Origin of the sequence: Candidatus Pseudothioglobus sp. Uisw_050_01 (assembly GCF_048085775.1) — a bacterium.
GTDB lineage: Bacteria > Pseudomonadota > Gammaproteobacteria > PS1 > Pseudothioglobaceae > Pseudothioglobus.
The window spans coordinates 382,440-398,444 of record NZ_CP159804.1; the positions used below are offsets into that span (position 1 = coordinate 382,440).

The 16,005-nt window shown below is 30.8% G+C and carries 17 protein-coding genes; 16 read left to right on the forward strand and 1 reads right to left on the reverse strand.

The annotated features are described in order from the left end of the window. Positions 1–24 precede the first annotated feature (24 nt). From rfbB to ABXT51_RS01945, 12 genes are all read left to right on the forward strand, one after another. Positions 25–1,095, forward strand: a complete 1,071-nt coding sequence (rfbB, locus tag ABXT51_RS01890; RefSeq protein WP_416695896.1) for a dTDP-glucose 4,6-dehydratase — start codon at positions 25–27, stop codon at positions 1,093–1,095. Further along, on the forward strand, positions 1,095–1,961 hold the full coding sequence (gene rfbA / locus ABXT51_RS01895) for a glucose-1-phosphate thymidylyltransferase RfbA (RefSeq protein ID WP_416696287.1): 867 nt from the start codon (positions 1,095–1,097) through the stop codon (positions 1,959–1,961). The genes rfbB and rfbA overlap by 1 nt, the downstream gene beginning before the upstream one ends. Before the next feature lie 85 nt (positions 1,962–2,046). Beyond that, a complete protein-coding gene (locus ABXT51_RS01900; RefSeq protein WP_416695897.1) occupies positions 2,047–2,964 on the forward strand; it encodes a glycosyltransferase family 2 protein in 918 nt (305 codons plus the stop codon). Beyond that, positions 2,957–3,361, forward strand: a complete 405-nt coding sequence (locus tag ABXT51_RS01905) for a hypothetical protein (RefSeq protein ID WP_416695898.1) — start codon at positions 2,957–2,959, stop codon at positions 3,359–3,361. The genes ABXT51_RS01900 and ABXT51_RS01905 overlap by 8 nt, the downstream gene beginning before the upstream one ends. Beyond that, positions 3,351–4,505: a dTDP-4-amino-4,6-dideoxygalactose transaminase gene (rffA, locus tag ABXT51_RS01910; protein ID WP_416695899.1), complete on the forward strand. Its 1,155-nt coding sequence runs from the start codon at positions 3,351–3,353 to the stop codon at positions 4,503–4,505. The genes ABXT51_RS01905 and rffA overlap by 11 nt, the downstream gene beginning before the upstream one ends. Further along, positions 4,502–5,269, forward strand: coding sequence for an NDP-hexose 2,3-dehydratase family protein (locus tag ABXT51_RS01915; protein WP_416695900.1), 768 nt, complete (start codon positions 4,502–4,504; stop codon positions 5,267–5,269). The genes rffA and ABXT51_RS01915 overlap by 4 nt, the downstream gene beginning before the upstream one ends. Then, complete coding sequence (locus ABXT51_RS01920; RefSeq protein WP_416695901.1) at positions 5,266–6,228, forward strand: Gfo/Idh/MocA family protein; 963 nt, start codon at positions 5,266–5,268, stop codon at positions 6,226–6,228. The genes ABXT51_RS01915 and ABXT51_RS01920 overlap by 4 nt, the downstream gene beginning before the upstream one ends. 14 nt (positions 6,229–6,242) lie before the next feature. Next, on the forward strand, positions 6,243–7,682 hold the full coding sequence (locus ABXT51_RS01925) for a lipopolysaccharide biosynthesis protein (RefSeq protein WP_416695902.1): 1,440 nt from the start codon (positions 6,243–6,245) through the stop codon (positions 7,680–7,682). 9 nt (positions 7,683–7,691) lie between these two features. Beyond that, a complete protein-coding gene (locus tag ABXT51_RS01930; RefSeq protein ID WP_416695903.1) occupies positions 7,692–8,687 on the forward strand; it encodes an AAC(3) family N-acetyltransferase in 996 nt (331 codons plus the stop codon). Continuing rightward, entirely contained in the window at positions 8,688–9,416 is a 729-nt protein-coding gene (locus tag ABXT51_RS01935; RefSeq protein ID WP_416695904.1) for a methyltransferase, read from the forward strand. Beyond that, positions 9,413–9,649: a hypothetical protein gene (locus ABXT51_RS01940; RefSeq protein ID WP_416695905.1), complete on the forward strand. Its 237-nt coding sequence runs from the start codon at positions 9,413–9,415 to the stop codon at positions 9,647–9,649. Before ABXT51_RS01935 ends, ABXT51_RS01940 begins: the two co-directional genes overlap by 4 nt. After that, positions 9,642–10,625 (forward strand): 3-oxoacyl-ACP synthase III family protein, encoded by a 984-nt coding sequence (locus ABXT51_RS01945; protein WP_416695906.1) that lies wholly within the window; start codon positions 9,642–9,644, stop codon positions 10,623–10,625. The genes ABXT51_RS01940 and ABXT51_RS01945 overlap by 8 nt, the downstream gene beginning before the upstream one ends. 84 nt (positions 10,626–10,709) lie before the next feature. Here the strand turns inward: ABXT51_RS01945 and ABXT51_RS01950 are convergent, their stop codons facing one another. Then, entirely contained in the window at positions 10,710–11,396 is a 687-nt protein-coding gene (locus tag ABXT51_RS01950) for an SDR family NAD(P)-dependent oxidoreductase (RefSeq protein WP_416695907.1), read from the reverse strand. 358 nt (positions 11,397–11,754) lie between these two features. Between ABXT51_RS01950 and ABXT51_RS01955 the strand changes: the two genes are divergently transcribed. The 4 genes from ABXT51_RS01955 to ABXT51_RS01970 are packed head-to-tail and all read left to right on the forward strand — an operon-like array spanning position 11,755 to position 16,001. After that, entirely contained in the window at positions 11,755–12,927 is a 1,173-nt protein-coding gene (locus ABXT51_RS01955; RefSeq protein ID WP_416695908.1) for a glycosyltransferase, read from the forward strand. Continuing rightward, the gene (locus ABXT51_RS01960) at positions 12,920–13,831 is read left to right on the forward strand and encodes a polysaccharide deacetylase (protein ID WP_416695909.1); all 912 of its coding nucleotides are present in this window, start codon (positions 12,920–12,922) and stop codon (positions 13,829–13,831) included. Before ABXT51_RS01955 ends, ABXT51_RS01960 begins: the two co-directional genes overlap by 8 nt. Before the next feature lie 2 nt (positions 13,832–13,833). After that, positions 13,834–14,763: an NAD-dependent epimerase/dehydratase family protein gene (locus tag ABXT51_RS01965; protein WP_416695910.1), complete on the forward strand. Its 930-nt coding sequence runs from the start codon at positions 13,834–13,836 to the stop codon at positions 14,761–14,763. A 5-nt stretch (positions 14,764–14,768) separates the two neighbouring features. Next, positions 14,769–16,001, forward strand: a complete 1,233-nt coding sequence (locus tag ABXT51_RS01970) for a hypothetical protein (RefSeq protein ID WP_416695911.1) — start codon at positions 14,769–14,771, stop codon at positions 15,999–16,001. Positions 16,002–16,005 lie beyond the last annotated feature (4 nt).

Here is a 16,005-nt window from a genome sequence, read left to right on the forward strand (position 1 = left end):
ATTTAAATATAGGAGAGATTTAAGATGGTTTTTTTGATTACTGGTGGTGCAGGCTTTATAGGCTCTAGTGTTATTCGTTATATTATTGCAAATACTGAGCATACTGTAATTAATATTGATAAGTTGACATATGCTAGTAATTTGGATTCATTATTAAAAGTAGATGATTCACCTCGATATTTCTTTGAAAAAGTTGATATTTCCAACCGCACCGAGCTAACAAGAATTTTTAATCACTATCAGCCAGACAAAATTATGCATTTAGCTGCAGAATCCCATGTAGATAGGTCTATTGATGGACCTAAAGATTTTATAACTACAAATATACTTGGTACCTTTAATTTGATTGATGTTTCAAAAAATTATTGGACATCATTAGGCGTTGATAAAAAAAATAACTTTAGATTTCATCATATATCTACAGATGAGGTTTATGGAGATCTCAAAAATAATGAAGATTTATTTGAAGAAAATTCTCCTTATTTACCAAGCTCTCCATATGCCGCATCTAAGGCAAGTTCTGATCACTTAGTTCGAGCTTGGAATAGGACATATAAGTTGCCTGTAGTCATCTCTAATTGCTCCAATAATTATGGTCCATATCAATTTCCTGAGAAATTAATTCCCTTGGTCATTATGAATGCCATTAATGGAAAATTAATTCCTATATATGGGAAGGGGAATCAGGTTCGTGACTGGCTTTATGTAGAAGATCATGCAAAAGCCTTAATGAAAGTTATGCATGAAGGAGTGGATGGGGAAACTTATAATATTGGTGGAAACAATGAAAAAACTAATTTTGAGGTTGTTATAGAAATTTGTAAACTTCTTGATGAGCTATTACCGAATCACCCAAAAGGAATTTCAAAGTATTCTGAACTTGTAAGTTATGTTGAAGACAGGCCTGGGCATGATCAGCGTTATGCTATTAATTCTACTAAAATTTCAAAAGAACTACATTGGAGCGCAGCTGAAACATTTGAGACGGGAATAAGAAAGACTGTAGAATGGTTTATTCATAATACTCTTTGGTGTGAGAACATTCAAAAAGGAAGTTATCAAGGAGAGCGGCTTGGGTTGGGAGAGGGCAAGTGATTAAATGGAAAGGTATTGTTTTGGCTGGTGGTTTGGGTGAGAGACTTAATCCTGTAACCTATGGAATTTCTAAACAGCTTTTACCTGTTTACGATAAACCAATGGTTTACTATCCAATATCAATTCTAATGTTGGCTGGTATAAAAGATATATTAATTATTACAAGTCCTCATGATGCTGCAGCTTTTAAAAGGCTTTTAGGAGATGGTAGTAATTTTGGAATTAATCTTAAATTTGCTGTTCAAGAAAATCCTGATGGAATTGCACAAGCTTTAGTTATAGGTGAGGAGTTTATTGGCACTGATAATGTTTGCCTTACTCTAGGTGATAATATTTTTTGGGGGCATGGATTTACTCCTATTTTACAAGATGCTATAAATCGTGAAACTGGGGCAACTATTTTTGGCTATCAGGTACATGACCCTGAAAGATTTGGAGTTGTAGAGTTTGATGATAATAAAAATGCAATTAGTATTGAAGAAAAACCTTTGAATCCAAAGTCTAATTTCGCTATTACTGGATTATATTTTTATGATAATTCAGCAGTTCAAATGGCAAAGGAAGTCATTCCATCAGAAAGAGGTGAATTAGAAATTACTGGATTAAATCAAATGTATCTTGATAACGATCAATTAAATGTTGAAACTCTTGGTAGGGGTTTTGCATGGCTTGATGCTGGGACGCATGAGAGTCTGTTAGAGGCGTCAATGTTTGTTCAGACAATCGAAGCTAGGCAAGGTTATAAAATTGCTTGTTTGGAAGAGATTGCATACAATAATGGCTGGCTTTCAAGGGATGAGTTATTGAAAATCTCAAAAAGACTATCTAAAAATAATTATGGAAAATACATTTTTTCTTTATTATGATTAGGCTCAATCCATTTTAGATTAAATTATTATTTTAAAATTAATCAGTAATAAGTTTTTTGTTTGCCAATAGTTTGGAGATGATGTGAAAGTTAGTATAGTTATACCCGTATACAATAGCGAACTAATAATTCCAGAGCTTTGTCTTCAAATTTGTGACGCAATGAAAAAATATAAATTTGAAGTTATTCTTGTTAATGACAGTAGCCATGATAACAGTTGGAATGAGATTAAAAAGGCTTGTAATAAATTGAACACCTTTCGTGGTATTTGCCTTGCTAATAATTTTGGGCAAGATAATGCTATTATGGCTGGTTTACAGTCTTCTAAAGGCGATTATGTTGTTATTATGGATGATGATTTGCAGCATTCACCCTATGACATTCCTATTTTACTAGATAAAATATCAAATGATTGGGATGTCTGTTATGCAAATTTTAGCGCAAATAAGCATCAGTCTTGGTGGAAGAATATTGGTAGCTATATAAATTCAAAGCATTCAGAGTATTTAACCAATAAACCTAAAGATATTTACTTGTCACCATTTAAAGTAGTTAGTCGCCTGGTCATAAATTCAGTTATTGAGCATAATGGGCCTTATCCATATGTGGATGGTCTGATATGCCGAACTACAAACTTAATAACACAAATTCCAATTAATCATCATAAACGATATAAAGGTAAAGGAAATTACAATATCAGGCAATCTATATCAGTATTTTTAAAGCATGCTACAGGGTTTTCTGTGCTTCCTTTAAGGTTGGCTTCAATGGCTGGCTTTATTGCATCTATTGTTGGATTTTTATTAGGCCTATATTATATTTTTCAGTACTTTATATCTGATAATGTAATTGAAGGCTGGACTTCTTTGATTGTATTGCAGTTATTATTAGGTGGCTTAATTCTTCTGTCTTTGGGAATTATCGGTGAATATATTGGTAGATCCTATCTATCTTTAAATAAAAAGCCACAATATGTTGTAAAAAAAATTACTAATGATTAAATATTATATATTTTTATTAATTGTCATTATATTAATTTCAATAGTTCAGGCTATATTGAAAAGCTTGTCTATTGAGTATAGTGGAAGTATCATTAAAAGTTTGCAAGACCCTCTGAGTTATCTTTGCATTTTCTTGCTCGTCTTAGCATTATTATTTTGGTTTATTGCAGCATCTAAAATTGAATTTTCAGTATTAATTCCAGCTAATATACTTACAGTGGTTATAAGTGGGATGATAGGCTACTATATTTTTAGTGAGGAAATAAATCTGATAAAGATTGTAGCTTATGCATTGATTATCATGGGGGTAATGATCCTGGCTTACGCAAATTTATCTGGAGGTAGTCGAACTATTTTGGATAAAAATGAGACTATTAGTATAACAAATGCCAAATAATAGAGTTATTAACTTTAATGAACCTTATATTTCTGGTGATGAAGAAAAATATATAAAAGATGTATTTGAAAGAAATAGTTTTTATGGGAATGGGTATTACACTCAAGAGTGCCAGAAAATAATTAAAGATAGAGTCGGTGCTAAAAATGTACTTCTAACAGATAGCTGTACTTCTGCTCTCGAAATGGCAGCTCTTTTGCTAAGAGACTGGGATTATGAGCAAGAAGTTATTCTGCCATCATATACTTTTACTTCAACTGCTGCAGCTTTTGCAAAGGTGGGATTTAAGATTATTTTTGCTGAAATTAATCCTCATACAATGATGCTTGACATTGATGATGTTACTAAGAAATTAACAAATAGAACAACAGCTATTATTATTGTTCATTATGGAGGATTTGGAGCAAGTGCTGAATTATTTAAAGAGCTTTGTGATGGTAAATCAATATATTTGATTGAAGATGCTGCACAAGCATATGGGTCAAAAGAGAATGATCGTCACCTTGGAACAATAGGGGACTTAGGTTGTTTTTCATTCCATGAGACAAAAAATTTACATGCAGGATTGTCGGGTGCTTTAGTAATAAATAATGAAAAATTTAATCAAAGAGCTATGCATATTTTGGAACGAGGCACTAATAGGCAAGAAGTTCTAAAAGGGCTTGAAGACAAGTATTCATGGGTTGAAATTGGTGGCAGTTTCTATCCAACTGAATTACAAGCTGCCTTTCTTTTTCCGCAATTAAAGTCATTTGAAAAGAATCTGATTAAAAGAGAGGAGATTTTTCTTGGCTACTATGAAGCTTTTTTAAATCAAAATTTTAAAAATTTGCACTTTCATAAGGTTAAAGCTGATTCTAAGATAAATTACCATGCTTTTTGGCTAATTTTTGCTTCGATTGAGGAGTGTAACTTTGTACGCACTTCATTATTAGACAATAATATTAATGCTTATATTGGCTATGTTCCTCTTCATTCTTCAAAAGTTGGGATTAAAATGGGCTATTCCAAAGAAGATTTAAAATTAACTCAAGAATATTCTGAAAGACTTTTAAGGCTCCCTCTTCATCACAATATGATTAAAGAGGATTCACTCATGATTTCACAAATGATAATTAAATTACTTATAGAATATAGATTATGAATTTTAAAGATGCACTAAAGGACTTTACTATATTTTCACTAAACATTGCTAACGAAGATGCAGAGAGTTTTCGAAATGAAGCAGTTATTGAAGGTATTAAGGATTGGTCAGAACTAGACACTATAGATACAATTAAACAATGGTTTGAAGAGCAACAAGATCAATGTTTAATGACAATTGAAGAGATTTCCTTGATGGACTGTGATGGCTGGTCTTATAATGAGATAAAAGGAGTATTAGAGCACAAAAGTGGAGAATTTTTTTATATACAAGGTTTGAGAATAAAAAACACTATGAAACGTGAGGTGGTAGGGGGTTGGGACCAACCTATAGTTACACAAGTTGGCTACAATGGTGGCCTATTGGGCCTTCTTAGAAAAAAAATTAACTCTGTTCCATACTATTTAGTTGAAGCAAAAGCTGAGCCAGGAAACCCAGATAAAGTTCAAATAAGTCCAACTCTTCAGGCAACGTTTAGTAATTTAAAGCGAGCTCATGGAGGCAATAAACCTAAATTTTCTGAATTTTTTGAAAACCCAGGCTATTTAAATAGTAAAGTTTTGTTCGATCAATGGATGTCTGAAGATGGAGGTAGATTGTATTTAAAAAAAAATAAAGGAATGATTGTTGAAATTAATAATAATACTGTCTTACCAGAAATGCCATCTTCCTTTAAATGGTTATCACTATATCAAATTAAGTTTCTAATTAAAGAAAATAGTTGGGTTGGGCCCCATATTAGAAGTATTATTTCTCATTTATGAGTGCTATCAATATAGCTGTTTGGAGTTCTGGTAATCATGTTATTCGTAATATACTTCCTGCTATTGAAAAAAGTAACAGCGTAAATTTAGTTGGAATTTTAACAAGGAATCAAAAGACACTTATAAGTCAAAGCAATCAATATGCTTGCTTAGCATATGCTAATGAGGATGAGTTACTTGCTGACAATAAAATAGATGCGATTTATATTGGAAGTCCAAATGCATTACATTATGAACATGTAAAAAAATGTCTCTTAAATAAAAAACATGTCATTGTAGAAAAGTCAGCAGTTGCTAACTTAAAAGAAGCCCAAAGTATTTATAAATTAGCTCAAGAATTTAATCTCTTGGTCATGGAGGGATTCATGTTTACTTTTCATAAGCAATTTATTGAATTGAAAAAGCTAATCAAATCAAAAAAATATGGAGAAGTTATATTTGTCGAAGCCGATTTTGGATATCCACATCTGAAAAAAGATGATATTAGGTATTCAAAAATGCTTGCTGGAGGAGCATTAAATGATGCTGGTGCTTATACAATTTCTGCGATATTAAATTTATTAGGCAAGGAGTCTGAGTTAATCTTTTCTTCTATTAATCATCACAGTAACTATGAAGTAGATACTTCAGGTATTGCAATACTTAGAAATAAAGATATAAAAGCTATTTGTAAGTGGTCAATGGGTGTAAGTTATAAAAATGAAATAAAGATCTGGTGTGAAGATGGGATTATATTGACAGAAAAAGCTTTTTCTAAACTTGATATACATAATTCATTAATTGAAGTATCTAAAAATGGAGAGCTTAGAGAAAGTATTGATTCAGGACAAGATAATCATTTTGTAAAAATGTTTGATAGTTTTACAAGAAATATTAATAATGAACTTTTTTCAAAAGAGTGGAATAAGCTTTTAATGCAATCATCAATTCTGGATCAAATCAGAACTTTCAGTAAATAATTTATTTTTTATAAATGAAGGATCAAAAAAAAAGTAATTTTAAAAATAATTATCTATTAAGCATAGGTGAAATTTTATCTAGAATTCCTATGATTTTTACAATAGGTTATTTAGCAAAATCAGTCGGTCCTGAGGCATTTGGAGCCTGGTCCCTTGTACTTGTTCTTCAAACTCTACTAACAGCCCTAGGTGGAGCGGGTCTTGGCACAGCATTAATGCGATATGGCCCCAATGCTAGTAAAGATGTAGCTTATCAATATATTATTTTATCAATTAAAAAAAGTGCAGTATTTTTGGCAGTTTTATCAGTATTTGTTTACGTGTTTAATAATAATATTGGGACTTTGTTAAACATAAAGGGAGAGTATCAGTGGTTATTAATGGTGTCTTGTGTTATGACAATGGGGTCAATTCTTGATAGTCATTTAGATAAGTATTTTAAAGCTAGGATATTAATTAACAAACAGATAACCTATTTATTTATTAGGACATTTGCAGAGGTTATAGCAGTAATTAGTGTATTTTATTTTATGAGCTTCTCTCATGTATCAAATGCAATATTTTCTTATATTTTGATAGTTGTTTCTATTAAGCTAATTATTTATCCATGGTTAATTCTGGAAAAGAAATTAATTAAGAGAGATAAGGTTGAACTAAAAAATAAAGATACATTTCTAAATTTTTCATATCTTTTGGTCCCTAGTATTTTACTTGCCTGGATAATAATCCAAACTGATAGAATTATATTGGGTTGGATGCTAAGCCCTGTTGAACTTGGAGTCTATGCATTTTCAGCCACTCTAGCATCTTATATTGTTTTTATATCTTATTCAATAATGCCATTATTTCAGTCACTTTCAGCATTATATTATGATAAAGGAGAATTTCAAAGGTTACGAAATTTATATGAAATATGGCAATACTTGTATATATCCGCTGCTACAATTCTGATGATTATTTTAGTTTTTTTATCTAAAGAGATATTGTCTTTAACTGCTGGAGAGGAGTATTCAAAATTACCACATATTTTGTTATGGCTATCAGCAGGTGTTGCTGTTGATCAGCTTTTTGGCCAATATCAACTTATTTTTAATCTTGCTGAAAAACCTAAGCTAAGTACTTTGGTCAATTCAATTAAGCTTTTAAGTTTAGTGGGTTTAATGCCTTTTTTTGTCTATCTGTACGGAATTAATGGAGCAGTTTTAGGCTTAATGGTGTCTGTAATTATTGTTAATATAGTTAGATATAAAATAGCAATAAAGTTAATTGATATAAGAATAACATTCTTTGTGAAAATGTACCTAACTTTATCAATCGTATCTATCATACTTTTTTCTTACATGCATCATTTAAACTTCATGCTAAAATCTTCACTTATAATTATTTCAATTTTAAGTTTTGTCATTTACTTTATAGCAGGGCAAAAAAAACTTAGTGAAAGAAATTATTTTTAATAAAATTCTATGCATCTATTTAAATTATTAATTTTTCATTTGTATAACAAATTTTATCCGCGATTCAGAGAAAAAAAAGCTAAAGATAAAATATTATATAAAAAAAAACTTGGGTTTAATAAAGAACTCAATCCTAAAGTTAAGACATCTGCCTCAGAGTGGAAGCAATTATTTTTAGAGGCAAATATTAAGGCAAATGATACTGTTTTCCTTAGAACTACTTTTTCTTGTGCTAATGCTTTTGAAGGCGGTGCAATTGCATTTGTAGATTTTTTAAAAGATTTTTTTGGGAAAGATGGTAATATTGTTTTATCAGCTTACACCTTCGATAAAAGTCCATTAATGTATTTATCCGAAAATCCAATTTTTGACGTCAATAAATCTCCTGGGAGATTAAGTTTATTTAATGAAATATTTAGAACAAGTGATGGGGTTTTAAGAAGTATTCATCCAACTCATTCTTTGTGTGCATTTGGTAAAAATGCTCAATATATCATCGCCGATCATGAAAAAAACCAATTTTGTTATCATGATGCATCCCCTTTCGCCAAATTATATGAAATGGATGCAAAAGAAATATCGATTGGAGTAAGACCAGCCTCAATTTCTTTTCATTACATTGAGCAATTTTTTACCTCTTATAAATATATTTATAAGGAACTTAATTACCCTATTATGTGTCGAATTAAAATTAAAAATGAAGTTGTTTATAAAAAATTTCAAGTAATTGATCCATACAGGTGTTTGATTGATAATTATATTGTTTTTGAAGGAACTGAGGTTGAGCCTAATAAATATTCAATTGGTGAAATTGATGTATTTGTACTTAATTTTGAAAAAGGTTTAATAGGCCTAAAAAAATTAATGAAAAGTAATATTTACTGGTACAGATTAGGCCCAATTTGGAAGGATCTATTCATGAGATTTATAGTAAAAAGAATCGTACTAAGGGTTTTTTTTAATAATAAAGAAAATACTTTGTTTCCAATTAATAGAGAGAAGTAAATGAAATTATTTTCTTATGAAAACATAAATATAAAGGTTTTTGATGATGTTTTCTATCCCACAGAAACTTCAAAAATGTTTATTGATTTTTTTAAATCTGAAGCTAAAAGTTATAGTAATCCAAATAATTCTATTTTAGATTTAGGATGTGGATCTGGTGTTGTAAGTGTCTCACTTAAGGCTCTGGGGTTTCAAAATTCTATTTTTGCATCAGATATATCTGAAAATGCAAAATTAAATGTTATTGCAAATTCAAAGATCAATAATGTTGATGTTGTGGCTAAAAGTGGTTCATTATTTGAACCATGGATTGGAAATAAGTTCGATATAATTATTGATGATATTTCTGGTGTTGCTAAAGAATTAGCCCAAGTTTCTGAATGGTTTGGAGATAGTATAAGTTGTGAATCAGGTGAAGATGGAACTGCACTAACAAGAGCTTTTTTATCGGAGTGTAAAAACTATTTAAATGATGATGGGGTTATTTTTTTCCCAGTTTTATCACTTTCTAATGCCACTAGAATAATTGAGCATACAAAATCCATTTTTGAATCAGTTGAGGAAGTATCTAGGAAAGTTTTTTATTTGCCTAAAGAGTTGAGTGACAAGAATAATGAGTTAATCTTGAAACTTAATGAAAAAAGACATATTCAAATTGAAGAAAAATTTGGTATGTATTTATGGGAAACTGTTATTTATAAAGCAAGCTTAATAAAGGGTAGAAAATGACACAAGAAAAATTATATGAAATAATTAAATTAGCTCTCAAAGTTGAGAGTGTTTCTTTAAGTGATTCTATGGATAACATTGAGGAGTGGGATAGCCTGGCACAACTTGAGATTATTATCACCATTGATAAGGAAACTGATGGTAAAGCATCTAGAATTAAAGAGTTAGCGGTTGCTACTTCTGTAGAAAAACTATCTCAAATTTTGGATTCAAATAATTTACTCAGTGCGTAGTTTTATTAAAAAAATAGAATACTATATTCCTAGCAACAGGACAAATGTTATAGATTTAGATGACGCTCATAAAGATTGGGACATTGAAAACTCTATAAAAAAGACTGGTGTTAAAGTTTTGCATCATGCTGATAAAGATGAAACAATTGTTGATATGGCTTATATTGCTGCTAGCAAAGTACTTTCTAAGATGTCAAGTGATGAAATTCCTGACACTTTAATTTTTTGCACCCAAACGCCGGATTTTACGATTCCTCATTGTTCAGCATTATTGCAGGATAAGCTTAAGCTGCCAACTTCAACCAAATGCTTTGATATAAGTTTAGGATGTAGTGGTTATTCTTATGGACTTAGTATTGCATATAGCATGCTGAAATCAGACCTGTCACATAGTGTTTTTTTGATTTCTGGAGATGCTTACTCGAAAATTATTAATGAAAATGATAAAACGAGTTATCTTTTATTTTCAGATGCAGTTGCTTGTTCATTGCTTGAGAGGCCTAAAGAAAACTTGCCATTTTTATTTGGTACTGATGGGGCAGGGTTTAAAAATATTATTTATCCCATGTCTGGTATAAATACAACTATTAAAAATAGTAATATGCCTAATTGTTCAATCAATGATAATGGTCGTTTTGAGATGCAGGGGGCTGCAGTTTATCTTTTCACAATGAGTGTTATTGTTGATGAAATAAAAACTTTCATGAAGGAAAATGAGCTTTCTTTTAATGATATAGATCTTGTTGTTTTGCACCAAGCAAGCTTATTAGTATTAAAAACTATCCAAGCTAAACTTAATATACCTGATCACAAGATGCTTATTGATCTTGAAGAAATAGGTAATACTGGCTCTGCAAGCATACCTATTGCATTAAAAAGGGCGGAAGATAAAAAATTGTTAAAGAGGGGTAATCGGCTTTTATTATTTGGATTTGGAATTGGACTCTCTTGGAGTGGCTCAATATTAAGATATTGATTGCTATATGAATTTAGACTTAGTCTATTAGAAAAATATAACTAGGAAAGATTTGAAAAATATTTTCCCTATACAGCATATAATTTATACTCCACCATCAATATTAATTATAGATCCATTGACATAATCTGATTTAATTATAAAATCAATAGCGTTAGTTATGTTTGAAATTTTCCCAGTCTTCTTAGAAGGGATTTTTCTTAATATGGTTTCTTGCTTTTTTTTGTCTAAATCATGAAATAATCCTGTATCGAACGTTCCTAGTGATAAGATATTTGAAGTTATATTAAACCTTGAGTATTCTTTGCTAATAACTTTTGAAAATCCGATTATAGCGGTTTTTGAAGTTGAATATGAAACGGTCCCAATATCTCCCTGAATTCCACCAGTTGATGATAAAAATATGAACCTTCCCCATTTAGCCTTTATCATGAGAGGCAGAAGTAATTTAGCAAAATAAAATGAAGATGTGATATTAATGTTTAGTGTTTCGTGCCATGTGTCGATATCATAATCAACTAATAATTTATCTTTTTTTATTGCTAGCATATTTAAGAAAGTAATATTATCATCTTGGTGATCTTTAAGTTCACTAACAACTTTTTTAGCTCCAGAGATCTTACTTAAATCAGCTTTAATCCACCTTACATTGTCCTCATGTTGAATTGGTGGTGGGGATGAATTATAAATAGCCAAAATATTATCAATCTCTTTAAGCTGTTCTACTACTTTTTTGCCTAACCCGCCACTAGCGCCAGTTATAATAATCATATAAGATTAATTTTTTCAAGAATATTTAGTAATATTATAATGCTACTAAGCATTAATAAAATAAGAATAGCTATTATTGTTTTTATTTCTCTCTAAATATTATTTACTTTGTATAGTTTTTTTAAATTTATTCAGTATTGCTAAAAAAATTGAGATTTTAACTTCTACCTTAATTCTTCTTAGTATTCTTGATTCTTTTTCGTGATTGTCTTTGTTAACTAAAAGAGTATTTCATTATGGCTATTGTTTATAATATTCATATCGTAAGTCAGTAGAGTCGAGTAGTTGGTGAAATTGAGATAATATATCAATTCATAAATTGAATTTTCTTATACGTAATGTGTTTTGGAGAGAGGTTATGAGTAAGATTATGGTAATTATTCCTGATTTACTTTCAAATATAATTGAAAAAGGTGAAGTGACTGAGCGTTATTATAACCCTGGTAACCTCTTCTCAGAAGTTCACTTAGTTCTTACAAATGATGATAACCCTGATCCAAATGCGGTGCAAAAAATGGCTGGTTCAGCAAAACTTTATATCTATAATCTACCAAGTGCAAATCTAATGTTTTTTTTATCTTTAGGTTGGAGGCCTTTGCTTCTAAGGTCATGGGCAATAAAAGCGAAAAAACTTGCTAAAAAAATCCAACCAGATATTATTCGATGCCATGGCGGACAGTTAAATGCTTTTGCTGCCTCTCAAATAAAAAAAGAATTGAATATTCCTTATGTCCTTAGTATGCATATCAATCCTGATGAAGATGTTCGGGGCAGAGCAAGCAGTATTGTTAAGAAGATTGTTACTCATGCTCAAAAGACCATTGAAAGTATTGGATTACTAAATGCTGATCTAGTAATGCCAGTCTACACTCCAATTGTTCCATATCTCGAAAGATTAGGAGTTGTTAGATTTGAAGTATGTTATAACACTTTAAATTCAAAATATTTGAGCAAGAAAGTGAATTATTCTTTACATGAGCCAACTCAAATAATTTCTGTAGGTAGGCAGTTTAAAGAAAAAAATCCTGAGAACTTAATTAGAGCAGTTGCTCTATTAGATAATGCTGAATTAACATTGGTAGGAGATGGTTCCTATCACCAGCATCTATTAGATGTTGCAAAAGAGTGTAATATTGAAGATAGAGTTCAATTTCATAAAGCAATAACTAATGACGAACTTTGCACCATGCTTAAAGAGTTTGATATTTTTGCTACCCATACTGAATATTGGGAGATTTCAAAGTCTGTGTTAGAGCCACTCTTAACAGGCCTTCCAGTGCTGCTAAATGAGCGTCAAGGGGAACCAGTTAAAGAGCTTACCAGTGATATATGTATACTAGTGCCAAATACAATTGATGCTTATCATGGGGCTTTATTAAAACTCATTGAGGATGATAGTTTTAGAGAGAATTTAGGAAAGTGTGCATATAGCTATGCAAAAAAAAATTGGTCTCCTGAAAAAACTGAACAAAAATTTGTAAAAATTTATCAAGACATTATAAATAAAAAGTACCAATTAAATAATGACTAAAACTAATCATAAAGTAACTAATTTTTTAAGGAAGGGCTTAAGCGACCCACTTTATTCTGCTAGTTTTTTAATGGGCAACATTGTGCCTCAATTTTTTAGAGAGCGGTACGTAGAAAAATCAAAGAAATTTGGCCTTAATGGTAAGTATTTCATTTTATCCTTTGATTGTGATACTGTAAAAGATATTGAAGTTGTTGAAGATGTTCATCGACGATTAAGCCAATATAATATAATTCCATCCTATGCTGTTCCAGGAGAGCTCCTTAAGCTTGGCTCTTCTACATACAGGGGTTTAAAGAATGATGGGGCAGAGTTTATTAATCATGGATATTTATCTCATACCTCATATATTGAAAAAGATAGATCATATATCAGTTCATTATTTTATGATAAGTTAACCAATATTGAAGTTAAAGATGATATTTTTAATGGGCATTATAACTTTGAAGACATTTTAGGTGAAAGCCCAAAGGGTTTTAGGACTCCACATTTTGGAACATACAAAAAAAACAAACAACTTAAGTATTTATATTCAATACTACATGATCTAAAATATTCATTTTCATCTTCAACTACACCAGTGTCTGGAATGTGGAATGGACCCATTATAAAAACACCTTCAGGTATACTAGAAATCCCTGTTTCTGGCTGCTATGATTACCCGTCAAGAATACTTGATTCATGGGGATTTAGATTTTCACCAACGCGTAAACTTAATGAAAATGACTATGTTCAACAATTTAAAAAGATGATTGATTTTTTTGAAGATCCATCTACTAGTGGTGTATTTAATATTTATGCTGACCCATCCCAAGTCTATGATTGGGAGCCTTTTTTTGAGTGTATGAGTATGACCAAGAATCTTAAAAATACCTCATTTGATGATTTAATCACCTCTATCTGATTGTGATCCGAGTCTTAATTACTGGTGGTGCCGGATTTATAGGTACAAACCTTGCTAATAAGTTAATCCATGATGGATATGAAGTTATTATTATTGATGACCTTTCCTCAGGATATAGAGAGTCAATTCATGATAAGGCTATATTTGTTGAAGGAAGTATAGTTGACGACCTAGCATTGTCTAAATGCTTTGAATATAATCCAGATTATGTTATTCATTTAGCAGCACTTTTTGCAAATCAAAATTCAGTAGATCATCCAGATCTAGATCTTAATATCAATGGTTTAGGGACTATAAAAGTTTTGGATTGGTGCCATAAAAATGGCGTTTCAAAGGTTGTATACGCCTCATCTTCTTGCGTTTATGGTGATAAGAAATTAATGTCAGAGAGTGATGAAGATTTCCATCCAGATACTCCTTATGCGATAACAAAATTACTAGGTGAGAGGTATGCCCAGTTTTGGTCAAAACACCACAATTTAAATATTGCTTCAGTTCGTTTGTTTAATGTTTATGGTCCGGGTGATTTTCCTGGTGCTTACAGAAGTGTGCTACCTAATTTTATTAAACTTGCAATTGATAATGAGCCTCTTGTTATTACAGGGACTGGTGAAGAGACTCGTGATTTTTGTTACATTGACGATACAGTAAATGGCATTTGCTTAGTTTTATTTGGTAAAACAAAACCTGGATCTATTTTCAATATCGCTACTGGCAATAAAACTTCAATAATTAAAATTGCAAATTATATTAATGTCAATTGTAATAACAAAGCTGGTATTGTTTTTAAGGATAAAAGGGACTGGGATTGTGTCATTCATCGTAAAGCTGATATTAGTAAAATAAATTCTCTTTTAGGTTACTCTGCTAATACACATATAAAAAATGGCATAAAAAACACTTGCGACTGGTTGATGAAAATTAATAGTTAAGTTTTATGATTAATAAATCTTCATCCAAGAAAATACTATTATTAACTTATGCTTTTCCTCCATTGCAGGCCCCTGAATCATTTCTTAGTGTAAAGGCATTGGCTAAAATTCAATCTCACGAAGTTGATGTTCTAACAATTGATGCTTCAATCATTAATTATGCAAGAGACGAATCACTTGAAAATTATGTCAATGATAATTTTGGAAAGGTATACAGAGCAAAACCTTCTAAGTGGATTAATAAAAAGATATTTAAGATGATGAGGTTTGTATCCTTTTTCCCAGATAGATTTAGATTTTTTAATAGTCAAATATACAAAAAGGCTTTAGAAATTAATGTCGAAAGTTATGATTTAATTATTTCTTGGTCTCAGTGGCACTCTATCCATCTAGTTGCATCTAAGCTTAAGAAAAAGTATCCATCACTTCAATGGGTTTCTCACTTTAGTGATCCATGGTCAGACAACCCTTTCCTTGCAAGATTTCTAGGCTATAAGGCTTCACAGTATTTTTTTGAGAAGAGGGTTATAAAAAATTCAAATGCCATAAACTTTACAACTAATTTGTCAAGAGAGCTGGTTATGAGTAAATATCCATTATCATGGATGGATAAAACATATGTAACCCCTCATTCTTATGACTCAAGTCTTTATAAGAAAAATAATGCTAAAAAAACTAAATTTGTAATTAGTTATGTTGGAAATTTTTATGGACCCAGAAATCCACTGTTACTTTTAAAGTCTTTAAGTCAAATTTATCAAAAGGATAATGATTTTTTTGATGAGATTGTTTTTAGGTTTATTGGAAAATGGTTTGGTAATGATGATTGGAACTTAAAAATTAATGACTTACCAGAGGGCCTGATTGAAGTTAAAAGTCCAGTAACCTATGTTGATTCTCTTGCTGAAATTTCTAACTCTGATTTATTATTAGTAATAGATGCGCCTTTTACTAGTAGTGTTTTTTTCCCAAGTAAGCTAGTTGACTATATTGGATCTGGCCTCCCAATACTTGCTATTACACCTGAAGGAAGTTGCTTAAATATTTTAAAAAATATAGGAGGTCTGCATGCATTTCCAAATAGCATCGACTCAATTTCTGATGGGATAGAGTATGCTATTAGTAGTTTAAAAAATAAATCTATTAAATCACCGATTAAAAAAGAAAAAGAAAGGTACTCTAATGATTATGTTTCTAAAGAGTTTGAAATTATGTTTAAACAATTAACTGACATATAACTTG